Here is a 22,714-nt window from a genome sequence, read left to right on the forward strand (position 1 = left end):
CAAGTCTTGCTTACGAGGCCACGACTGTTCGCCTGGTGCGCCAACGGTTTGCGCCCATCGACGCGGTCAGTGCCATCGCTGACAGTGAGGCGATCAGTGTTCCGTCTAGCCAGGGTTTGATGTCGCCGTGTACGAGCGCGCGGGCCTGCAGATAGGCCAGCCATCCCAGACCAAAGATGCCGATAGGCACCAGTGTTCTGAATGCCAGCTCCTGTGCCATGCTTGGTGCCAGCCTCTTGCTCATGTGCCGTGCCGTTGGTGCGACCACGATCAGGCCAGCCAGCGCATAGCCCAGCACGGCCTTTGTGTCGCCGAGAGCGGTGATGGGGCTCAGTGCTGCGGTCAGGATCAGACACAGGACTGCTCGGCCGATTGCCAGGCTGGATACGAAGAGGCTAGGCTCGAACACCTGAATCAGGATGGTGGCAAGGTAGAGGCTCGTGCGGACGATCAGGGCCAGGCACAGCCAGGACAACAGCTGATGCAGGGTGGCCCATTTGCTGCCCAGTACCAAGGGAATCATCTGGTAAGACGACATACCAAGGCCAAAGAACAGGGTCGTCGTGGTCATGCTGAGGATCGCGAGGTGGCGCTGGTACACGCCGAACAGCGCGGCCTTGTCGTCGCGGTCATGAGAGAACAGGCCCCAGGCAGCATCCAGGCCGGGAGATGCCAGGAAGGTGAACAGCGTCTGGGCGATCTTGTTGGCGTAAGACAGGCTGCCCGCGACGGACAGACCCATGAGCTGGGCAACAACGAGCTCAAGCCCTTTGCTTTCGAGAAAGTCTGCTACTTTGGGTTGCCCGTTAACGATCATCAGCCCGCGTAAGCCTCGCATCTGCGCCCAGGACAGGTTTAGCGCGATGTGGGTGTGTTGTCCTCGCAGAATGAAGTAGCTCAGGAGCTGGTAGGTCAGTGTGAGCGCTACCAGTGCATGTCCACCGCCGTGCAGTGCGGCGACGATGATGCCCACCGTGCCGCCCCCAAGGGTTGCCAGTGCTGTTCGCCGTGCCAGTGCTTTGTAGTCCATCGACTTGCGGTACAGGCCCATTGGCACTGCATTGATGGCAATCAGGAGGGGGCACGGCGCGAGTTCGAAGGCATACCAAGCCATGGACAGATCGCTCGGTTGCACGGTTGCTCGAAGGAAAAGGCCCAGCAGCAGGGTGCCCACCATGCAGAACATGCCCAGCGCCAGCGCAATGCATTTCAATGAGCCCATTTGCTCTGGCTTGTCGTCGGGCAACTGGATGACGGCCTGCGCCACGGTTTGCTCAACGAACATCTCGGCCAGCACCACGAAGGTCGAGGCCACGGCATAGCTGCCGAATTCGTGCGGATCAAGCAGGTAGCCCAGTGCCATGTAAACCAGCGCCGACGCTCCTTTGCCCACCCAGGCCTGTGCGTAGGCCCAGGTGATGGCTGCGCGCGAGTTGACTGTCTTTTTCTTCTGCACGATGCGCGAGAGTTGAGTGCGTCAGCGGGGGGCGCCGACTGCGTCCATGGCCTGCTTGACTCTGGCTAGCCAGGCGGATCCATCCAACTGTGCTTTGGCTGCCTCGTAGGCCTGGGTCTGCAAGTGGCTGGCCAGCGCGGGAGTCGAGCTAAGGCGAGCCAGTTGATTTGCGAAGTCCCTCGCTGATTGCGCCAGCAGCAGCTGTTGACCGTTGTCCACATCAAGCCCTTCTGCCCCGATTGCCGTTGTGACCACAGCCTTGCCGTGGGCCAGTGCTTCGGCTACCTTGATCTTCACGCCACCGCCACTGAGCAGGGGAGCGATGATGACGTGGCATTGCCCGTAGAAGTCATCCAGGGATTCGACGAAGCCGAGAAAGCGCACATTGGCAGGGGCGGCAGCCACCAGGTCCGCCGGGGGGTGGCGTCCGGCCACGACGAACTCGATGGGTAGGGATGCGGTTGCCGGTACGATCTCTTTTAGCAGGAAGTGCAGGGCTTCGACATTGGGCGCATGGCCGAAGGAGCCCAAGAAGCCAACTCGCAGGTTTGGATTACCGAAAGCGTTGTCGTCATGACGTGCGGGCGCTCGAGAAGGTGTGCCAGGAATATCCAGCGGCAAACCCATCACGCGGGGGGATAGTTGCGGCGCATACAGGCTCAAGCCGAACCTGTCTTGGCTGCTCAAGGTCCATACCTGGCTGGCTCGTGCGTAGTGCTTGCGTTCGTACTTGATCCAACTCAACCATTGCAGCAAGGCATACAGGCGGGATAGGGGCCCATGGGTGGAGCTCAGGCGGCGGAACCACGAGACAGAGTAGGCGTCCTGCACATCCATGATGGTGTGAGGGGTAGCTTGCCCCGCTGGCAGACTCGATGGATCCGGCAGGTACTGAGCCATTTGCGGGAACTGGAAGATGACCGCTGTGGGCTGTAAGGTGCGCAAGGCCCTGTCAAGTGCATCGCGCATAGCCTGGCTGTCGAAATAGTGGGGGTGCTCGGGTCTCAGTAGGACAGATGACAGCTTGGCCTGAAGCACTTTCAGCTTGTTGATGCGCAGCTGCACCGATTCGAAATGGGCCAGGCTAAGCTGGAGTTCTGCACAAGCCTTGCGGTCCACCTCGCTGTCGTTGGAGAAGCACACCATGCCAACATCGAAGTCGAGTTGCAGCAAGCGAAGGGCCTTGCTGCAGACAGTGGCACCGCCCTGGCCGGAATTGGCCGCATATGGAAACGGCGCGACGATGAGCAGCCGGTTGTCAGCGCGGGGACTCATGGCTAGCGCCCTGGTAGCTGACAAGGCCGCATGCGGCGAAGATGTAGGTGAACAGGATGAGGGAATCAGCGCCAAAGAAATAGGGCAGGAATTGTGAGCAGACAAAAAAGCCCAGAAATGGAGCGCGCTGTGAGCGGTGCTTGTAGAAGTGGCTCAGCGTGAGCCCCCAGCCGAGCAGGAAGGCCGCCCCAATGAAAAACCCCATGTCGTAGATCACACCAAGGATGGTGTTTTCCACGTGGTTGATCGACAGCGTAAAGAACACGGCGTTGGGGCCGACAGTGCCCTTTGGGAAGCCGTGCAAATAGTATTCGGGCAGCCTGTCCCAGGCCTCTTTGAACGTCTTGATGTGGCCTTGCATGGAGGGATCGTCGCCAGACAAGTTAAGCGCGAGCCAGCGCAGGACGTTGTCCGCGATGTCGGGGTTGATGGCCACGATGGTGACCACTCCGGCAACCAGGATCACCGTGCCGCCGATTCCCAATTGCCACAGTGTCTTGCTGGGAATGCGGATCGAACCGGAGAAGTAGAGCGTGAGCAAGCCCACGATGTACAGCAAGACGCTGCTTCGTGAGAAGGTAAGCAGCAGTGCCAGGAATGTCAGGCCTGTGGCGTAGGGGAGGAGCTTCTTGAGCGTGTTGCTGGTTATCGCTTGGTTGGATGTGCCAATGAGCAAGGTGTTGAGCACGAGGTTCAGCGACAGCATCAGGCCCAGGCTGTTGGGGCTGGTTGCAGGCAGGCCCATACGCATCCATACGCCACCGGAGATGTACCAGGAGTCGGCCAGTAGCACCGCGTCGTCGACGCCGACAATCAGCTTGCTGGCGATGACGCTATCAGCAAGCATCACGCCGTACAGCACGATGGCAACCACCACCGTGATGGTATTTAGCCAGACCGCGCCATCAATGAACAAGGCCTTGTCGCGTGGCGAGGCATTGTGCAGGGCACCTGCCAGCGCCATCATGAAGAACACGGGCAGGGCGTAGAAGCGCGAGTAGTACAGGCCAGGCATGTACTGGTCTTCGACTGCGGACACGCCGATGTAGACGAAGATGGTGACGAACAGCAGGAGCACGCCCCACAGCAACCGCGAGGCACGCAGCGGGTTGGCGCGCACGATGCCCCAGATCCCGAGTGTGATGAGCAGCAGATCCCGTAACGTGGAGGTGTAGTTGGACAGCCCCGCCAACATGAACAGCGTCTTGTTGAAGGGGCTGTAAACCGTCAGGCAGACGACCAGGAAGACCAGTATCGAGAAGGGGCTCATGGCAGTTGGGGCTGTTGTCCGCTGAAGGCGCAGCGAAGCAGCGATTTTCCGGATTGGAGGAAGGCAGTCCCTTTTTCCTTCAGTACTGCACCTCGGTCCGCGGGCAGGCGGCGAAGGATGGCCATGGCGGAGAACACAGCCGCGCGCAGTATGAAGGTGCAACCCAGCGCACCAGCCATCAGCCGACTACGCAGCGCGCCGAAATGTTTGTTGACGTAGATGACGTAGGAGCGCGCAGTCCGTTGCAGCGCGTTTGGGCCGATCCAGACCTTGCCTGCACCCTCATAGTGGGTGATGCTAGATGCCCGCGTAAAGCACACCGACTGGCCGGCCAGGCGCAGGTTCCGGCAGTAATCAACATCCTCACAGTACATGAAGAAGCTCTCGTCCATCCCGCCGATCTGTCGCCACAGGTGCGTCCAGGTCATCAATGCGGCGCCGGATACCCAATCCACTCTACGGTGGTCCGTGTCATAAAAGGCAGGATCGGTTTCCAGGCGGCGGAAGATCTTGGGCAACCAAGCCCATTTCTCTACACCGAACCAGGAGCAGGCGATGCGGAGTGCCGTGTGCTCATGCCCTGATGAGAACTGTAGGCGGCCGTCGCCGTAGTGGAGCCGACAGCCCACCGCGCCTACACCGGGGCGAAGCAGCTCGTCGACCATTGGGTCCAGTGAGCCCTCCACTCGGGTGTCATTGTTGAGCAGGAGCAGGATGTCGCCCTTGGCGGCCTTGGCGGCCAGGTTGTTGCCGCCTGTAAAGCCCGTGTTGATTGGGGATTCGATGTAGGTGATTCCAGACCATTCGCGCAGCAGCGCCTGGCTGCCGTCGCTGGACGCGTTGTCAACGACGATGATCTCGAAGTCGTGCTTTGAGAACGCGGTCTTGGAGACGGCATCCAAGCACTGATGTAAAAACTTGAGGCCGTTGTAATTGACGATCACAACGGAAATGAGGTGACGTCGCTCTTGTCTGGGGCGTACGTCAGAACTCATTGATCACAGTGCCTACGATCTTTGTCGACCCGATGCGGGCGATGTTGACCAGGTGCTGAACATCGTCCATGCGGCTGTGATTTTGCCGTGCGATCAGAATGGCAGCTCCGCACTTGGCGGCAATTACCGCACCGTCTGCGCCCAGTGACGCTGCTGGTGTATCGACGATGATATGGTCGAACTTCAGAGACAGCTCGCGGATCAGCAGGCCGAATGCGGGTCGCTCGACCAGTTCTTGTGGATTGGGCGGCGTAGTGCCCACGGGCAGCACGAACAGGCTGTGCAGTTGCTTGACGGGCTTGATGACATTGGAAGCGGCCCGGCCCGAGAGGATGGTCGACAGGCCCGAACTGGACTCCGCCAGATCGAACAGCTCGTGCTGGCGCGGTGTGCGCATGTCGGCGTCGATCAGCAGGGTGCGGCCCGACAGTTGCGAGAAGGCTGCGGCCAGGTTGGCGGCGAAGTAACTCTTGCCGTCGCCTGTATTGGGGCTGACCACCGCGATAGCGTGCTTGGAGCCGGCGGCCTCGCTGTTGAACATGCGCATGATCAGGTGGCTGCGCATACTGCGGAAGGCTTCCGCACGGGCCGAGAAGGGCTGCGTCGCCACCACCACCTCGCTGGGCAGCGATTTGCTGGTGTCGTTGTCCTGGGAGTAGGGATAGTGGAACTGCTGAGCCAGCGCCCACATCACGTCGTCGTTGTTGGCCAAGCCCAGTGCTACGGCGGCTTCGCCGAAACGCACGCCATGCTCGCGCTGGTAGCCAAGTATCTGTTCGATTTGTTCGGGCGACAGGTTGTTGGCCTGGCTGATGATCTCGCCGATGGAGCGTTGGTTGTCCGTCTGGGTGTCGGCGAACGACATGGTTGGCTCGCCGAGGGCAGACGCATGAAAAGTCTGTTTGGAACTGGGTTTCATGGCTTCAACGCTTCTTCTTATTTTTGTGAAACGAGGCCGCGCTCGTTCTTGATGGCAGCGGGAGACACCGAAGAGAAGTATTTGCCGAACGCAGAACGCTCCAGACGCTTGTTGTCGTAGTTGCGCGAGTTGGGGCCGGGCATGGTGCCGAGAACGGGGATGTCTTGCAGGACGCGCAGATCGAGCACGCTGCGCACGCGGCGGTCGCGCATTTCCACGCCCAAACAACCCAGGACGGCGAACAGGGTGGCGGGGAAGAAGGCGATCAACATGTTGAGTAGCAAGCGCGGCGAGGAATGCTCGCTGGGCTCGGTGGCTGGGCTCAGCAGGTAGATGTTGCTCTGGCTGCTGTTGCTTTCCAGATTGACCTGGCTCAGGCGCGATTGCAGGGCGTCGTAGATGCGCTGCGCGCTGGTGACTTCCTGCTCCAGTACGGCCAGTTCTGTGCGTTGTTCTTTGAGTTTGAGCAGCTTGGTGCGTTGTTCGTCGAAGGCGGCCTGCACAACGGCCTCACGGCTTTGTGAGATGTCGTTGTTGATGGCGACGCTGTTTTGCACGCGGGCTATTTCATTGCGCATGCGGGCTTCCAGCTCGTGGATGCTCGCCCTGGTTTCCCTCACCTGAGGGTAGTTGTCACCATAGGTGGACTCCAACTCGTGCAGTTTGCTTTGTAGACGGGAGATGTCGGACTTCAGTCCAGCGACCACGGGGTTGTTCAGCACATCGGATAGGTTGTCGCCTTTGTGCTTGGCCGCTTGGTCGCGGCTGGATGATTCCGCCAGCTGGGCGCGGGCCAGCACCAATTGGGCTCCGAGTTCGGTCAGCTTGGAGGTTTCGACGTCCATGCGCTCGTCAGTGACAACGATGCCCCGGGCCTTCTGGGCCTCAGCCAGCTTCTGCTGGGCCTTTTCAAGTTTTTCGCGTGCGATGCGCGAGCGCTCTTCGAAAAAGTCGGCGTAGCTGCGGGCCGGATCGATCTTCATCTGGATGACCGAGTCGATGTAGGACTTGGCATAGGCATTGGCCAGGGCTGCGGAGAACTTGGGATCAGCGCCCTTGTAGGTGATCTCAAGCACATTGGAGTCGCGGGACGGCTTGACGATGAGGCCCTTGCCAATGCGTTCGCCCAGCCAGGCTTCATAGTCGCCCTTGCTCTCGGTCTCATCGACCCACTTATCCCGCATGGCTTTGCTTTCCATCAGGTGTAGGGAGCGAATCACGCGTTGCGCAACATTCGCGCTTTGAATGATGTCGGCCTGAGTGACCAAGTAGCTGCTTTGCGTCGCGACACCGAGTTGAGACAGACCGGAGACAGGGTCCGGCTTGATGTCGGCCACGACGGTCGCAGTAGCCTTGTAGGTCTTGGGCAGCACGACGCTGACGATGAGCGTCAGCAGCATGGTCGAGGCAAAGATCAGACTTGCCAGCTTCTTCCTGGCTTTGAGAATGCGAAATAAGTGTTCAAAAGTCATACATCTTCTCTATGGCACCTCTGCTCTGCCTGCAGCATGAGGCCAGATTTCCTGGCCTCATGCTGTCAAATGCGGGTCAATCGTGCGTTATTTCAGGCCGGACAAGCCCTTGTTCAGGGCTGCGGCGTCCAGGCCACCGGAGGAGGCGGCTGGTTCTGTTGCGGCCGCGGCCGATGCGGCCTGCTCGCTGGCCTCAGGCGCGCTGGCTGCAGCTGCGGAGGCACCAGATGCCGGCTTCTCGGCAAACTTGCCGATGTATTCGATCTTGGCGGCAGCACGCAGGTTCTTCAGCTCCTTCTGGGCGAATTCGCGGCGGCGTTCGACCGTCAGGTATTGCTCGATAGCGGGCTTGGCCTGTTCGAAGGTGACGGGCTGGCTCTTGCTGGCCACGACCAGCACGGCCTTGAAGCCGTCCTTGGCGGTCACGAACAGGGCTTCGCCGTCATTGACCTTGGCGAGCTGGTCCAGGATGCCCAGGGGCAGGCCTTCGGCAGCCTGGGTGGTTTGCTGGGCGCTGAACTTCAGGCCGCTGGCCTTGAGCACTTCCACAAACTCGTTGGGGTTCTTGGCGGCCTTCAGCTTCTCAATGGTGGCGGTGGTCTGCTCGGGCGTGGCGGGAACGGTGAATTCCTGCAGGGCGTAGACCTTGCGCTGGGAGAACAGGGCAGGCTTGGTGTCGAAGTACTTGCGCACTTCATCGGAGGTGGGGGTGCCAGCACCGGCTGCGGAGGCCTTCTCCAGGTAGGCGCGTGCCAGGATGCTGCGGCGGGTGGAGTCCAGCAGGGCAACCACTTGGGGGTCACGGTCGATCTTTTGCTCTTCGGCCTTGGCCACGGCCAGTTGCTGGTCGATCAGGCCTTCCAGGGCCTGGCGGCTGGCGGCTTCGGCCTGCTCGGGCTTGAGGCCTTGCTGACGCTCCAGCAGCTGGTTGATCTGGTGCACGGTGATTTCATCGCCGTTGACACGGGCGGCGGCCTGGCTGGCCTTGCCTTCAGATTTGGATTTGTCGCCACAGCCGGCAGCCAGAGAGGCGGCAACGACGACGGGCAACAACACCATCAGGCGAATGGAGCGTTGACGGGCAATGGCTTGCAGGCGGGTTTGCATGGTCGAACTTATGTGGTTGTGTCAGTTGGTTTTTGCACGGGCCGTTTTCGGCACCAGTGCATGATCTTGTAGCGGCCCTGAAGTTCCCGGGGGTTTACTCGGGGTGCTCAATTGAGTGTACGTTGCTTGCGTGTCAGTCCCTTCACACTCCGTGCCCGCGAGGTAACAGAAGTGAAGAGATATGCAACAGCGCCTGCGGCTGCGCCGCTCAAATGTGCCCAAGGGGCCACATTTATATCCGAGCCAATGGGCCGAATCAGGGTGTGTTGCCAGGGGTTTTCCATGAGGATTTTGAATATCAGACCCAGCAAGAGAATCAAACCCAGGATTCTTTGACGTCGATCCATTTGAATCGGGTGGGTGAGGTGATGCAGCGCCACGACGGTCAAGCCGGCGTGCAACACACCTGACAGGCCGATATAGGTGTGCAGCGGCTGGTGCAGCATGCCGATCTGGGTGAGTGGCCAGGCGAGCAGCCAGGCCAGCGCGGCTTGCCAGGGCATGCGTGCGCTGATGCCCAGGATGGCCAGCAGGCCCAGGGCGATCAGGTTTTTAAGGAGGTGGGCGCTGCTGCCGTGCAGCCAGGCAGTGCTCCAGAAAGTCCAGGCGGCTTGGTGCCAGCCGGCATCGGGGTGCAGGGCCCATTGCTGCGCCCAAGTGGGCCACTGGGTGCTGGGCAGATCCAGCGGAACCCACCCAGCCAGCGCCGCCGGCACGCCCAGGATCAGGCTGACGAGCAGCCACGCCCAGGTGCCGGGCGAGACGGCGGAGCGGGGGCGGGTGTTCACGCCGCCGGTCAGCCGGCTGGGGGGGCGGCCGCGGGCACGGCCGGGAAGACGGCCAACCAGAGGGCCAGCACTGCTTCCTTGAGCGGCACCAGCGCGGGCATCTGTTCGAGCGTGAATTTGGTCGGGGCGTCGTCCAGGCGGGCTCGGTGCTGGATGCGGCGCAATTCACGGTAGGCCTGGCCGGCGGCATGGCCTACGCCTGTGGGCAGCAGCCCGGCATGTTCGGCGCGGTCAAGCAGGGCGATGTTGCCCTTGTTGTCCAGCAGTTCGGGGTGCTGGTGGCTGAAGGCCAGGATCAGGTACTGCACAGCGAACTCGACGTCGATCATGCCGCCAGGGCTGTGTTTGATGTCGAACTCGGTGGGCGGGCAGGTGTGCGCCTCACGCATGCGTTCGCGCATGCTGGTGACTTCGTCGCGCAGGGCGACCGGGTCGCGCACGGCGCTGAGCACGGCGCGGCGGGTGGCCTCAAAACGTTCGGCCAGCGCGGGCTCGCCGGCGCACCAACGCGCACGGGTCAGGGCCTGGTGTTCCCAGGTCCAGGCGGTGTTGCTGCCGCGCTGGCGCTGGTAGTCGTCAAAGGCATGGAAGCTGGTGACCAGCAGGCCGGAGTTGCCGTTGGGGCGCAGGGCCGTGTCGATGTCGAACAGCTCGCCGGCCGAGGTGCGCAGGGTCAGCCAGGTGACGAGCTTGCGGGCGAACAGCAGGTAGGCGTCGATGGGGCCGGCGGTGTCCGGGCCGGCGTTGGCGGGCTCGACGTCCTGGGTATCGTCGTACAGGAAGACGACATCCAGGTCGCTGCCGTAGCCCAGCTCCAGGCCACCCAGCTTGCCGTAGGCAATGACGGCAAAGTGGGGCTGACGGCCGACGGCGTACGCACCTTGTTTGCCAGGGCGTTGTTGCAGATGGCCCCAGGCCCACTGGATGGTGGTGTTCAGGGTGGCATCCGCGAGGGCCGACAGGTCGTCGGCGACTTGCTCGACGGTGAGCTGGCCTTCCACGTCGCGCACCAGGGTGCGGAAGACTTCGGCATGGTGGGCGCGGCGCAGGGTGTCGAGCAAGGCTTCTTCGTCCAGCTGGCCGGCGCGGGACCAGGCGTTGTGCCGTTCGTTGAGCTCTTTCTGGTAGCCGATGGGGTCGAAGCGGCCCTCCATGAGGCGCGGGTCGGCCAGCTCGTCGATCACGCCAGGGTGGCGCAGCAGGTAGCGCATCGGCCATTTGGCCAGGCCCAGCAGGCGCAGCAGGCGGTTGAGCACCTCCGGGCGCTCGGCCAGCAGGGACAGGTAGCTGTCGCGGCGCAGCAGGGGGTTGAGCCAGTCGATGAAGTGCAGGACGGCGTCTGGGCCCAGGCAGGCGGTTTCCGGCGTGTTGTCGTCCTTGCCGAAGGCCGCCTTGGTGGCGCGGCCGATCAGCTTGGCCAGGCGCAGTTTGGCCGCATCCGACAGCATGGCCACCTTGGGTTGCTGGGCGAACTCACGCACACGCGAGGCGACGGGTTCCGGCAATTTGGCGATGAATTCGTCGCTGTCGACCGGCAGGGGCGGGCCCCCGCAGTTGCGGCAACCACCGTTGCCGGCTTCCGGGCTGCGGCCATCGTGGAGCAGGGAGTCGAACTCGGTGGCGACGAACTCGCGCACGCTGCACAGGGCGTCCAGCAACTGGCAGGTGCCGCTGTGGCAGTCGGGGTTGAGCGGGGTGCCCTTGTCACGCCCCAGCAGGCCCAGGCTGTCGGCGATCCAGGCCAGGTCCTTGTTGTCGGTGGGCAGCAGGTGGGTCTGCTGGTCGTCCAGGTACTGGATGCGGTGCTCGATGCGGCGCAGGAAGGTGTAGGCCTGCGCCAGCCAGTTGGCGGTGGCGCTGGGGATCAGGCCACGGGCGACCAGACGGGGCAGGGCCTTGAGCGTGGAGCGCGTGCGGATTTCGGGGAACTGCCCGCCGCGCACCACCTGCAGCAACTGCACGGTGAATTCGATTTCGCGGATGCCGCCGCGCGACAGCTTGACGTCGTTGGCGCGCTCGGGGCGACCGGCGGCGCGGCGGTTGGCCTCGTCGCGGATCTTGCGGTGCAGCTGGCGCAGGCCTTCGAACACACCGTAATCCAGGTAGCGGCGGAAGACGAAGGGCATGACGATGTCACGCAGGGCCAGGGCGCGCTGGTGGTGTTCGCCGCCGGGCATGGCGCGGCGCGGCGCGATGATGCGGCTCTTGAGCCAGGCAAAGCGCTCCCATTCGCGACCCTGGACCAGGAAATATTCTTCCAGCATGCCCAGGCTGACCACGGAAGGGCCGGAGTTGCCGTTGGGGCGCAGGGCCAGGTCCACCCGGAAGACGAAGCCGTCCTCGGTGTTGTCGCCAATCAGGGTGGACAGGCGGCGGGCCACGTTGCTGAAGTATTCGTGAACGGTGACACGGCCTTTGACGATGCCGATGTCGTCGCGCAGGCCGGTGGTGTGGCCGTCTTCTTCGTAGACGTAGATCAGGTCGATGTCGGACGAGACGTTGAGCTCGCGCCCGCCCAGTTTGCCCATGCCGACCACCCACAGGTCGATGCGCTGGCCTTGTTCGTTGAGCGGGGCGCCGTGTTTGTCGTCGGCTTCGGCCTCGGCGGCACGCAGGGCGTAATCCAGGGTGACCTCGGCCAGCTCCGTCATGGTGGCGGTGATGTCCAGCATGGCTGCACCTTGCTCGACGTCCAGCACGACCAGGCGTTCCATGACCAACTGACGTGCCACCCGCAAGGCGGCGCCCAGCTCGCGCCCTTGCGCCAGCAGGTGGTCGATCAGGGCGCCGATCTGGGCGGCACGTGGTTGACCGGGTGCGGTTTCGGCAAAGGCGGCCAGTTCGGCCGGATAACGACGGCGGATGCGTTGAACGTAACGCGATCGCTCGGCCTGGGCCGTTGTCTTTACAGCGTCAAATGGGAAATCAAGCATGGAACCGAATGGCCAGGGAGGTGGTCTGTGCTAGGGTTATCGGTTGTCGATCCCTGGGGCTGTACCAACTTGTCATGGTAGAGCACCAGCGTGCCCTGAAATGTAGGTGGTTCGACGGATGGTGCCCCTGTTTCATGTCTTCGAACCCCGACGCTTCCCCTTCACGCCAAGCTGGATCCCGCGCCAGCCAACGCGGCATCCTGAAAACCTCCGTCCTGACATTGGGGCGCGTGGGGCGTCGGGTCATGCTGGTGTCGTCCGTGTTGGCCGGGGTGTTGCTGTTGTTGGGCGCCCTGGCTTGGGGCGTCCTGATCTTTCAGATTCTGCCGCGTATCGATGCCTGGCGTTTTGACCTGGCTGAGCAGGCCACGCAAGCAATAGGGGTGCCCGTGCGCATCGGGCATGTGTCGGGGCGCGCCGATGGCATCTGGCCGACCTTGTCCTTGCACGAGGTGCAATTGCTGGATGCGGCCGGGCGGGTGGCGCTGCGCCTGCCCGAGGTCACGGCGCGCGTGTCCTTGTCGACCTTGTCGCCGCGTGCGCTGGCCGACAGGGAGCTGCGCCTGGACCAGCTCGTGCTGGTGGCGCCTGAGCTGGACGTGCGCCGTGACGCCGCCGGGCAATGGCATGTGGCGGGCTTGCGCCTGGACCGCAGTGGTGGTGGCGACGGGAGTTCGAGTGCGACCGACTGGTTGTTGTCCCAGGCGCGTGTTCAGATTTCGCAGGGCACGATCCGCTGGACGGATGAGCTCAAAGGTGCACCGACGCTGGCGCTGCGCCAGCTGGACCTGACCTTGCGCAACCGGCCCGGCCTGGGGCGGCGCGTGCACGAACTGACGATTGAAGCCACGCCGCCTGCCGAGTTTGGCCAGCGCTTCAAGGTGGCCGCCTCCATGACCCAACCCTTGTGGATGGCCTCGGGCGTGCCGCTCAAGGATGGTGAGGTCGTGCCTTTCTGGCAGCGTTGGGAGCTGGACGCCACGCGGCCCAGCCAGTGGCAGACCTGGTCGGGCACGGTCAGTGCGGCCATGCCCTTGGTGGATGTGCAGCGCCTCAAGCGGCATGTGAGTCTGCCCATCGACGTGGAGGGCGGTCGTGGTGCGGTGCGTGCCGAGTTGAGCCTGGCCAAGGGCTTGCCCAGCGGCATGAAGCTGGATGTGGGCCTGACGGATGTGAACGTCCGCCTGGCGCCCAATCTGGCGCCGCTGGCCTTCAAGCGGCTCAATGGTGTGGTGGCGGTGTCGCACGAGGCCGAGGTGTCTTCCCTGGCTTTCCAGAAGCTGGCCTTCGTGCTGAGCGATGGCCTGGTCTGGCCGAGCAGCAGCGGCAACCTGGTCTGGCGGCACGCACCCTGGCCTGCTGCCGGCCTGTCTGACGCGGTATGGGGCTTGACGCGTGGCGGCGAAGCGCAGGCCGACCGGCTGGATCTGCATCTGCTGGCGCAACTGGCCGACCGCCTGCCGCTGGCGCCGGGGGTGCGCACCACGCTGGCCGATGTGGCGCCGCACGGTGTGGTCGAGCAACTGCAATGGCGCTGGGATGGCTTGCTGGAGGCGCCGGTGCACTACAAGGCCAGCGGCCGTGTGCGCGGCCTGGGCTGGGCTTCGTCCGACAAGGACAGCCGCCCCGGCATGGACCAGGCCACCGTCAGCGTGAACGCCGACGAGTCTGGCGGGCGGGCCGATCTGGAAGTCAGGCACGGCTGGATTGCGTTCCCTGGCGTGTTCGAAGAGCCGAACATCCCGCTGACCGGTTTGCAGGCGCGGGTGGCCTGGACCATCACCCCCTCGGGGCTCAAAGGCGTGCCGGCGAAGTTGAAGGTCGATGTCAGCCAGGCCTCGTTTGCGAATGACGATGCGAGCGGGCAACTGGAGGGCAGTTGGCAGACCGGCTCGGGGCTGTCACCCATCGATGGCAAACCCATCTCCCGCTTCCCCGGCAGCTTGAACCTGAGCGGGCGGCTGGACCGGGCTGACGCCACCAAGGTCTGGCGCTACCTTCCCATGGCGATCCCGAAGGCGCCACGCGACTATGTGCGCCTGGCGCTGAGCAGCGGGCAAGGCGAAAAGGTCTCTTTCGATGTGGACGGCGACCTCAACGAGTTTCCGTTCAAGGACGACAAGGGCGGCCGCTTCCGGGTGCGCGTGCCTTTGCGAGACGTGTCGCTGGACTACGTGCCCCAAGGGCTCATGGGCTCTCAGCCCGGCGCCAAGCCGGTGAACTGGCCACCCCTGACATCGCTGCAAGGCCTGCTGCTGTTCGAAGGGCAGCGCATGCTGATCCAGGAGGCGCGTGGCCGTCTGGGCGGCGTGGGCTCGGGGCAGTTCGGTCTGCATGATGTGGAGGGGCGCATCGATGACCTGGGCCACAAGGACCCGCATCTGACGATCAAGGGGCAGGGCGAAGGCCCGCTCAACGACATGGTGCGTTTCCTGTCGGCCTCGCCGATCGGGCGCTGGACGGGCAATGTGCTGGGCACGGCGCAGTCCAGCGGGCAGGCCACGATGCGCCTGTCGCTGGACATCCCGCTGGACCACGCCGATGACACCAGGCTCAAGGGCAGCGTGGTGATGGCCGACACCGATGGCGCCAGCTTGCGCCTCAACCCTTCGGTGCCGCAATTCGCCGCGCTGCAAGGCACGATCGCCTTCACCGAAACCGATCTGAACGTGAAAGCCCGCGCACGGGTCTGGGGGCATGCGGTGGACGTGGATGGCCGCCGCAGTTCGGATGGCGTGACCCGTTTTGTGGCGCAGGGGTCGATGTCCGCCGAAGGCTTGCGCCAGGCGCAGGAGATCCCCTTCCTGCAGAAGCTGGCGCAGCGCTTCACCGGCGAGGCGCCGGTGACCGTCACGGTCTCGATGGGACGCCTGGACGCGCAGGGCCAACGCAGCCTGCCGGAGGTGCAGATCAGCTCCAGCCTGCAAGGCATGTCCACCAACCTGCCTGCGCCGCTCAACAAGCCGGCGCAGGCCGTGTGGCCGCTCAAGGTGATCCACCGGCAGGAAGACGCGCAAGGCCTCAGCGACGCCTTGATCGTGGACCTGGGCAACCCGCAGGTGCTGCAGATGACGGCCACCGCCATCCCGTGGCTGCGTGTGGACCTGCGGCGCGATACCAGCGGCGAGCAGGCGCGCGTCACGCGAGGCGCGATCAGCCTGGTGCAGGCGGGCATGCCCGAGGCCACGGGCTTGTTGCCCTTGCCGGTCAAGGGCGTGTCAGCCCAGGCGGTCGTGCCGGCCCTGGACCTGGATGCCTGGTCCAGCGTGGCCGCCCTGTTCAGGCAGCCTGACGGCGGGCGCACCCCGCCTGGCAATGGCAGTGGCAGCGGCAATGGGGCTGACCCGTCAGAAACCTACCTGCCTGACAGCGTGAGCGTGAAGGCGGGTGCGCTGACCTTCCAGCAACGCACGCTCAAGGATGTGTCAGGCTCCCTGGCTCACCCCTCACCCGGTGTGTGGCGTGTGCAGCTGGATGCGCAGCAGGTGGCCGGCCTGATCGAATGGGTGCCGGAAACCGCGCCGCTGGCAACGGGCGGCAGCCGCGTGGTGGCGCGCCTGTCGAGGTTGTCCGTGCCCGCGGCTGAGGCCCAGGCGCTGGAAGAACGTGCGACCGAGCAGATGCTGTCTTCTGACACCAGCAGCACCTTGCCCGCGCTGGACGTGGTCATTGACCAACTGGAGTGGCGCGGCATCCCACTGGGCCGCCTGGAGGTGGATGCCATCAACCGGCTGGTGCCCATGGTGGGCGCTGCGCCCGTACCAGAGTGGCGCATGACCAAGCTGCGCATGATCACCCCCGAAGCGCAACTGAGCGCCAGCGGCAACTGGACGGCCCTGGGCGCCCAAAGCGCCGCACGCAAACCTGGTGGCGTGGCCAGGCTCAAGCCGCGGTCGGCATTCGGCTTCACGCTGGACTTGCAAAACAGCGGCAACCTGCTCAACCGGCTGGGCCTGCCGCAGACGATCAAGGGCGGCAAGGGCAAGCTCACGGGGCAGGTGAGCTGGCTGGGCTCGCCCATGGAGCCAGATCCCTTGTCCATGGCGGGCGACATCAATGTGCAGATCAGCGAAGGGCAGTTCCTCAAGGTGGACCCAGGCATGGCCAAGCTGCTGGGCGTGCTGAGCCTGCAATCGCTGCCGCGCCGCCTGACGCTGGACTTCCGCGACCTCTTCCAGCAGGGCTTTGCCTTTGACAGCATCGATGGCGACGTGAAGATCGGCCAGGGCCAGGCCACCACACGCAACCTGCGCATGCGTGGCGTGCAGGCCGTGGTGCTGATGGAGGGGCAGGCCGATCTGGCGCGTGAAACGCAGAACCTGCACGTGTACGTGGTGCCGGAAGTGAACGCCGGTGGCGCCTCGCTCGCCTATGCCGCCATCAACCCGGTGGTGGGCCTGGGCACCTTCATTGCGCAGATGCTGTTGCGCAAGCAGGTGGCCGATGCCGGCACGCAGGAGTTCAAGGTCACCGGCCCCTGGGCGGACCCTCAGGTCGAGAAGGTCAATGGCAGCAAGGTCGAAGGTGCGCCGGCGGCGGCCTCGGCCGAGGCCGCCAGTGCGCCGGTCACAAAGCCCCGAAAACCTTCTTGAGCAGGGCGCTGCCCGTGCCCACCGGGTCCTTGCGGATGCGGCGTTCTTCTTCGCCAATCACGAAGTACAGGCCATCCAGTGCGCGTTGCGTGACGTGATCTTGCACCGTCACGGGCTGGCCCTGGATCAGGCCCAGCTTGCTGGCCTTGCCGGTCAGGTCGTTGTACCGCTTGGTGATGGACAGCTTGTCGAGCGCCTTGCTCACCACGGGCTGGAACTTCTGGCCCAAGGGTGTGCGCGTTTTGGTCGCGAAATAGTCGGTCACGGCGTTTTCACCGCCCTGGAGGATGTGCTGGGCATCCTGCAGCGACATGCTCTTGATGGCCTGCAGCAGCAGCGGCTGAGCCAGTGACACGGCGCTCTCGGCCGCGTGGTTCATGGAGGTCACCAGCTCATCGAGCTGCGCGCCGCGGCCCACGGTGCGCAAGATGGGCGCGGCCTTTTCCAGCACGTCGGGCAGCCCGATGCGCACCTTGTCATTGGACAGGAAGCCGTCGGCGGCCCCCAGTTGTTTGACGGCCACTTGCGCGCCACGCTCCAGCGCGGCTTTCAAGGCCGCCGAGGCATCAGCCTGGCTGAAGGCGGCCGCCCACCCTGCAGAAGGCAGGGCTTCGAGTGCGAGCAGCCCCATCGCGGTGGCCCAGGAGGACGACAATACGGTACGACGATCCATTTTTCTTTCCATCTGACATCTTTCGCTAGGGTGACCAGGATGAACTTGACCCGCCGAACGCTGACACTGGCCTTGCCTTTGCTGCTGGCCGCCTGTTTTTCAGGCCCCCAGCAGGCCGCGCCGAATCTGCCCTTTACCCAACTGGATGGCAGCAAGCACACGCTGGCCGAACTCAAAGGCAAGGTCACGCTGATCAACTTCTGGGCCACCAGCTGCAGCACCTGTGTCAAGGAGATGCCGCAGATGGTGGCCACCTACCAGAAGTTCCAAGGCCAGGGCCTGGAAACACTGGCCATAGCCATGGAGTATGACCCGCCTGCGTACGTCATGCAGTTCGCGCAGTCAAGACAGCTGCCTTTTCGTGTGGCCATGGACCATTCGGGTGATCTGGCCAAGGGCTTTGGCGAGGTGCAGCTGACGCCGACCACGTTTGTCGTCAACAAGAAGGGTGAGATCGTCAAACGGTACGTTGGCGAGCCCGATTTTGCCGCTTTGCACAGCCTGCTGGCGCAATTGTTGGCCGAACCGGCCTGAAACGGGGCCTAACGCGTGCCAACGTGTGCCAAAGGGGTTACATCACCCGGGACAGTTCGTACACCAGCGCCGAGGGCAGGGCATTGGCAATGCCATCGCAGCCCACGCGCGCCATGCCGGTGGCGCTGATCGACGAGATATCGAAGGTGCGCCCTTGATCAACCAGTTCGACGAACACGAACTCGGGTACTTCCTGCCGGATGCCGCTGGCCAGTTGATCAAACTGGCGTGAACGCAGGGCACCCTCGAACACGATGGCGTGCGGCAGGCCCTCCTGGCAGAACTCGACCGCCTCGCGGACCGAGCCGACAAAGTCCAGCACCAGGCCCATGGATTTGAGCGCCTCGCGGACTTGCAGTCGCAGGTCGCGCCGCCCGGCGATCACCAGCACGTGGCTGCCCGCCAGCGGCTTGGAGTTCACCGAGTCCACGAAGCCGTGGTCATCGCGCTCGGCCTCCGGCGCGTGGGCCAGCGTGTGCACGGTATCCGGGAACTCCAGGCGCAGGCGCACTTGAGAGGCATCGATCTGCCTGTCGAAGACCAGGCCCAGGCTGCGCGCGGTCTGCTCCAGCAGGTGCCAGTGCATGGTGTCGACGCGCGCGCTGACCGCGTCCGCAGCGGGCGGGGGCTGGTCAGGCGGGTGGTGCGCGAACGCGCAGTGCAGTTGCGCGCGCACTGGCCAGTTGCGCGTGTCCATACGGACCTCGACCGTGCCATGGGCGCAATCGAGCCACCAGTCGATCAGGGCATTGAGCAGCCCGAACAGCATGGACGCATCCAGATTGATCTCGATGGGCAGCAGCGATTGCGACAGCTGCAGGCCCTTGGCGTGTATTTCCCGGGCCCGGTAGGCCAGCACGCTCTGCACGGTGTTGGTCAGGTGCACACGCTCGTGGGACTGGCGGATGCGGCCCGAAGCCAGGCGGGCAATCTGCTGGCACCAGATGCCGGTCTGGCGGGCGCGATCGACTTCGTCGCGCAGCGCACGCAGGCCGGCGCGGTCGATGCGGCCGGTGGTGGTGAGGGTGGTGACCCGCTCCAGCGCGGCGGTCAGCGGTTCAGCCAGTTCGCGGCCGACCTGCCCCAGCAGCTCGTGCCAGCGGGCCAGTTCCTTGTCAGTGGCCAGGTCAGCGTCTGCGGAGGCCGGCGGCATGCCGCGCAGGTTGCCGGTGTCGTCCGACAGCCCGCCCAACAAGTCTGTTGACAGGTGGAGCTTGGGGTTGGGGACGCTGTTCATGTGATGGTGTTTGTGCTACGGCGTGCAGTCTTGTCGGTGGCCCGCGCCTTGTCCATCCCGCGCATGGGTGAGGGGCATCGCAGCCTTTGCATAATGGGCAAATGGTCCGAATTCATCCTGATCGCCTGGCCTTGCCCCCCCTGGCTGTGGTGTCCGCCCTGACCTTGTCCTTGCTGACGTCAGCCTGCTCGCCCGCCTTGAACTGGCGGGAAGTCCATCCTGCGCAGGCCGACGGGCTCACGGCGCAGTTCCCTTGCAAGCCCGATGTGCACGAGCGCGTGGTGCCCTGGCCGGGGCTGCCTGCCGGCGCCACCATGCACATGCTGTCGTGCCAGACGGAAGCAGGCACCTGGGCCTTGAGCTACCTGACCTTGCCCGACGTGACCCTGCTGGCGCCGGCCCTGCACGAATTCACCATGTCGATGCGGCGCAATCTCGGCTCTGCCGCCCAGCTGGCCGGCGGCGGGCGGCCCGTGTCCGAGCAGGATCTGGGGCCGATCGTGGTGCCCGGCATGACGGCCACACCACAAGCGCGGGCATGGCATTTCCAGTCCCAGCGGCCCGATGGCCTGGGTCGCCCCATGGACATGGACATCCGCACGTGGCATTTTTCCCACGGAATGACCGTGTTTCAAGCATCGGTGTGGCGCCCGCTGGACGTCGCCAAGGCCCAAACCAGTGAAGATGTGGCGCAAGCCTTTTTCAATGGGCTGCAATTTCCCCGCTGAGTTGCCGATAATCCGAGTTGTATGGCAGGCCTTTTCATCATTGCGCACGCGCCGCTGGCTTCAGCCTTGAAGCTGGCCGCGCAGCATTGTTTCCCTGAGGCCACCGAGCGCATGCAGGTGCTGGACGTGCAACCCAATCTGTCTGCGGACGAGGTCGAGGCCCAGGCCCGCCTGCTGCTGGAGCGCGCCCTGGAGGGCGACGAACGCGGTGAGGCCCTGGTCCTGACCGACGTCTTTGGCGCGACGCCCTGCAATTGCGTGCAACGCCTGGCCGACGGGGTGCACGTGAAGGTCATCACCGGGGCCAATGTACCCATGCTCTGGCGCGCCCTCAATTACGCCGAGGAGCCCCTTGAAACCCTGATCACCCGCGCGGTGGCGGGGGGCACACAAGGGGTCATGCAGATTGCCACCAGCCGGCCCCACAACCAGGTCAGCCAACCCACATCCCATGATCAAGACCACCGTCACCATCAGCAATAAGCTGGGTCTGCACGCGCGCGCATCGGCCAAGCTGACCAAGCTCGCCAGCAGTTTCCCTTGCGAGGTCTACATGAGCCGCAATGACCGCCGCGTGAATGCCAAAAGCATCATGGGCGTGATGATGCTGGCCGCGGGGCTGGGGTCTGCTGTCGAGCTGGAATGCGATGGCGCCAAGGAAGAAGAAGCCACCAAGGCCCTGGTTGCGCTGATCAACGACAAGTTTGGCGAGGGCGAGTAAACCCTGATGACGCGGCCCCTTGGTTTGATGGGGACATCAGATATATCCGTCGCCCATGTGACATTTGATGTCGTTTGAGGACGACATCCCCGTGCCATGCGGTGGGTGGCCAAGGCAAAGTAAATACCCCAAAAGGGGCAAAGGCGCTTGATGCCTGCAATTTGACCCCGGCATTTTTGAGTTTCAAGGAGTCGTGATGACCTGTCGTCGCAATCAATTCGTTTTTGCTTCATCCCTCAAGGTGTCTGCCGTGGTGCTGGCATTGGCCTGTGCGACGCAGGCCATGGCGGCTGAAAATGGTCTGCAGCGCTATTCGCCTGGTGTGGGCGGCAGCGACATGACCACACCGCTGGTGCCAGGCTGGTATGTGCAGATGCCGATGGTGGCCTACCACGCCAACAAACTCAAAGGTGGCGATGGCAATGCGGCTACGTCTGCGACACCCGCACCTGAGAAAACCATTCCCGGGCTCGGCACGATCCCTGCTCAGCCCAATTTGCGCTCAGAGATTGGTATCAAGGCTGATACCTACGCGCTGCTGCCCCGTGTGACTTATCTTGATAACCATCAGATATTGGGTGCGAACGTCGGTTTCACCGTGATGCTGCCTCTGGTTAAGCGAAAGGCCTTGTTCACTGCATCGCCCATCTTCGCCGGCTCGACTGTGCCTTCCATCGCCCAGCCCGGATACACCTCTAGCATCAATGCTCAGGTGGCCGGTCAGAACGGCAGCGAGATGGGTATCGGTGACATCGAAGTCTCGCCAGTGCTGCACTGGGAAATCGGTGATCATCAAGCCGTGACGTTTGCGCCGACCATTGTCCTGCCCACGGGCGATTACAAGGCGACCCAGCGCGTGAACCCCGGCTATGGCAATTTCGTGACCTTCCGCCCCTCGGTGCAATACGCCTTCATCGGTGATGGCTGGGATATCGGTGGTCGCGGTGTGTTGTCCTTCAATACCCGCAACAAGGACACCGGCTATTACTCCGGCAACATGTTCAATCTGGACTGGCAGTTGATGAAGTTCGTCAGCGATGACGTGCGCGTTGGCTTGCAAGGTTATTTCGTCCGCCAGTTGAGCAAGGACACGCAGGACCTGACCGGCTTCTCGCCCGCTCAGGTCTCCGCGCTGGGCAAGGAAATCATCAACGGCAACAAGGCCAGCGTGAACGCCGCCGGCCCGGCCATCGGCTGGCTCAAGAACGGTGGCGAAATGCTGCTGGAAGGCAAGTTCCTCAAGGAATTCGATGCGCGCAACCGCACCGAAGGCCAGGCGTTCTGGCTGACTGTTTCCAAGCCCTTGTAATCATCCCTGTCGGGTTGGAGGCATCGCCATGTCGGACAACTTGAATCAAGACGAGCCCGTTGACACGCTACGCCGGCAGTTGCTGGCCGGTGCTGCGGCGTCCACCCTGCTGCCTTGGGCCACACCGGCCAATGCAGCGGTGGAGCTGGAGGGCGTGGAACTGCCGGAGACCACGACGGCCTACGGCCACAAGCTTGTGCTCAACGGCGCGGCGGTGCGCAAGCGCGGCTATTTCAAGGCCGACGTGACGGCGTTGTACCTGCCAGAAAGGCGCACCACGCCAGATGCCGTTTACAAGCTCGATGGCATCCGCCGCATCCAGCTCAACATCCTGCGCGAGTTCACTTCGTCCACGATCACCCGCATCTTCCTGGCTGACTTCAAGCAGTCGGCCACGGATGAAGAGTTCAAGAAGCTGATCGGCCCGATCGGCCAGATTGGCGCGGCTTATGCCAATGTCAAGAGGGTGTCCAAGGGGGACGTGGTCAACCTGGACTGGGTGCCCGGCCAGGGGTGGATGGCCACCCACAATGGCAGGTTGCTGACCGGCGATGGCGGCACCACCATGGCCATCAAGGACGAACTGGCCTACCAGATCTACCTGCGCATGTACATCGGGCCGGCTGCGCCTGAAGAGTTGCGCAATGGCTTGCTGGGCCTGACGCGCCTGCCCAAGGCGGGTGGCCGCGAAGCCGACAACTGATC

General features: G+C 63.6%; 18 protein-coding genes. 7 read left to right on the plus strand and 11 right to left on the minus strand.

All coding sequences use genetic code 11. The features are described 5' to 3' along the window. Positions 1-10: 10 nt before the first annotated feature. The 9 genes from JY96_RS15630 to glnE form a co-directional block, all read right to left on the minus strand. Entirely contained in the window at positions 11-1,456 is a 1,446-nt protein-coding gene (locus tag JY96_RS15630) for an oligosaccharide flippase family protein (protein ID WP_035038802.1), read from the minus strand. A gap of 21 nt (positions 1,457-1,477) precedes the next feature. After that, complete coding sequence (locus JY96_RS15635; protein ID WP_035038804.1) at positions 1,478-2,731, minus strand: glycosyltransferase; 1,254 nt, start codon at positions 2,729-2,731, stop codon at positions 1,478-1,480. Further along, entirely contained in the window at positions 2,715-4,001 is a 1,287-nt protein-coding gene (locus JY96_RS15640) for a hypothetical protein (RefSeq protein ID WP_035038806.1), read from the minus strand. The genes JY96_RS15635 and JY96_RS15640 overlap by 17 nt, the downstream gene beginning before the upstream one ends. After that, entirely contained in the window at positions 3,998-4,996 is a 999-nt protein-coding gene (locus tag JY96_RS15645) for a glycosyltransferase family 2 protein (RefSeq protein ID WP_081961316.1), read from the minus strand. Before JY96_RS15645 ends, JY96_RS15640 begins: the two co-directional genes overlap by 4 nt. After that, a complete protein-coding gene (locus JY96_RS15650; protein WP_035038808.1) occupies positions 4,986-5,861 on the minus strand; it encodes a polysaccharide biosynthesis tyrosine autokinase in 876 nt (291 codons plus the stop codon). Before JY96_RS15650 ends, JY96_RS15645 begins: the two co-directional genes overlap by 11 nt. Positions 5,862-5,932: 71 nt before the next feature. Then, entirely contained in the window at positions 5,933-7,387 is a 1,455-nt protein-coding gene (epsF, locus tag JY96_RS15655) for a chain length determinant protein EpsF (RefSeq protein ID WP_081961317.1), read from the minus strand. A gap of 87 nt (positions 7,388-7,474) precedes the next feature. Then, on the minus strand, positions 7,475-8,494 hold the full coding sequence (locus JY96_RS15660) for an EpsD family peptidyl-prolyl cis-trans isomerase (protein WP_052162604.1): 1,020 nt from the start codon (positions 8,492-8,494) through the stop codon (positions 7,475-7,477). 107 nt (positions 8,495-8,601) lie between these two features. After that, on the minus strand, positions 8,602-9,282 hold the full coding sequence (locus tag JY96_RS15665; protein WP_035038810.1) for a rhomboid family intramembrane serine protease: 681 nt from the start codon (positions 9,280-9,282) through the stop codon (positions 8,602-8,604). 8 nt (positions 9,283-9,290) lie between these two features. Further along, positions 9,291-12,215, minus strand: coding sequence for a bifunctional [glutamate--ammonia ligase]-adenylyl-L-tyrosine phosphorylase/[glutamate--ammonia-ligase] adenylyltransferase (glnE, locus tag JY96_RS15670; protein WP_035038812.1), 2,925 nt, complete (start codon positions 12,213-12,215; stop codon positions 9,291-9,293). Between the two features lie 134 nt (positions 12,216-12,349). Here glnE and JY96_RS15675 point away from each other — a divergent pair, with 134 nt between their 5' ends. Further along, a complete protein-coding gene (locus JY96_RS15675; protein WP_152606533.1) occupies positions 12,350-16,807 on the plus strand; it encodes a YhdP family protein in 4,458 nt (1,485 codons plus the stop codon). Here JY96_RS15675 and JY96_RS15680 read toward each other — a convergent pair. After that, complete coding sequence (locus JY96_RS15680; protein ID WP_035038814.1) at positions 16,782-17,480, minus strand: DUF4197 domain-containing protein; 699 nt, start codon at positions 17,478-17,480, stop codon at positions 16,782-16,784. The two genes, JY96_RS15675 and JY96_RS15680, sit on opposite strands and share 26 nt — an antisense overlap. A 39-nt stretch (positions 17,481-17,519) precedes the next feature. Between JY96_RS15680 and JY96_RS15685 the strand changes: the two genes are divergently transcribed. Further along, positions 17,520-18,014: a TlpA disulfide reductase family protein gene (locus tag JY96_RS15685; protein WP_035038816.1), complete on the plus strand. Its 495-nt coding sequence runs from the start codon at positions 17,520-17,522 to the stop codon at positions 18,012-18,014. Between the two features lie 37 nt (positions 18,015-18,051). Here the strand turns inward: JY96_RS15685 and JY96_RS15690 are convergent, their stop codons facing one another. After that, a complete protein-coding gene (locus JY96_RS15690) occupies positions 18,052-19,251 on the minus strand; it encodes a hypothetical protein (RefSeq protein ID WP_052162606.1) in 1,200 nt (399 codons plus the stop codon). A gap of 101 nt (positions 19,252-19,352) precedes the next feature. Here JY96_RS15690 and JY96_RS22425 point away from each other — a divergent pair, with 101 nt between their 5' ends. From JY96_RS22425 to JY96_RS15715, 5 genes are all read left to right on the plus strand, one after another. Then, positions 19,353-19,979, plus strand: a complete 627-nt coding sequence (locus tag JY96_RS22425) for a hypothetical protein (protein ID WP_052162607.1) — start codon at positions 19,353-19,355, stop codon at positions 19,977-19,979. Positions 19,980-20,000: 21 nt separating this feature from the next. After that, positions 20,001-20,462: a PTS sugar transporter subunit IIA gene (locus tag JY96_RS15700; protein WP_035038818.1), complete on the plus strand. Its 462-nt coding sequence runs from the start codon at positions 20,001-20,003 to the stop codon at positions 20,460-20,462. Next, positions 20,431-20,700, plus strand: coding sequence for an HPr family phosphocarrier protein (locus tag JY96_RS15705; RefSeq protein WP_035038820.1), 270 nt, complete (start codon positions 20,431-20,433; stop codon positions 20,698-20,700). The genes JY96_RS15700 and JY96_RS15705 overlap by 32 nt, the downstream gene beginning before the upstream one ends. 196 nt (positions 20,701-20,896) lie before the next feature. Continuing rightward, positions 20,897-22,009, plus strand: a complete 1,113-nt coding sequence (locus JY96_RS15710; protein ID WP_035038822.1) for a transporter — start codon at positions 20,897-20,899, stop codon at positions 22,007-22,009. A gap of 28 nt (positions 22,010-22,037) precedes the next feature. Further along, positions 22,038-22,712: a chalcone isomerase family protein gene (locus tag JY96_RS15715; protein ID WP_035038824.1), complete on the plus strand. Its 675-nt coding sequence runs from the start codon at positions 22,038-22,040 to the stop codon at positions 22,710-22,712. The last annotated feature ends 2 nt before the right edge of the window (positions 22,713-22,714 follow it).

It is taken from the genome of Aquabacterium sp. NJ1 (assembly GCF_000768065.1).
Classification (GTDB): Bacteria; Pseudomonadota; Gammaproteobacteria; order Burkholderiales; family Burkholderiaceae_C; genus Aquabacterium.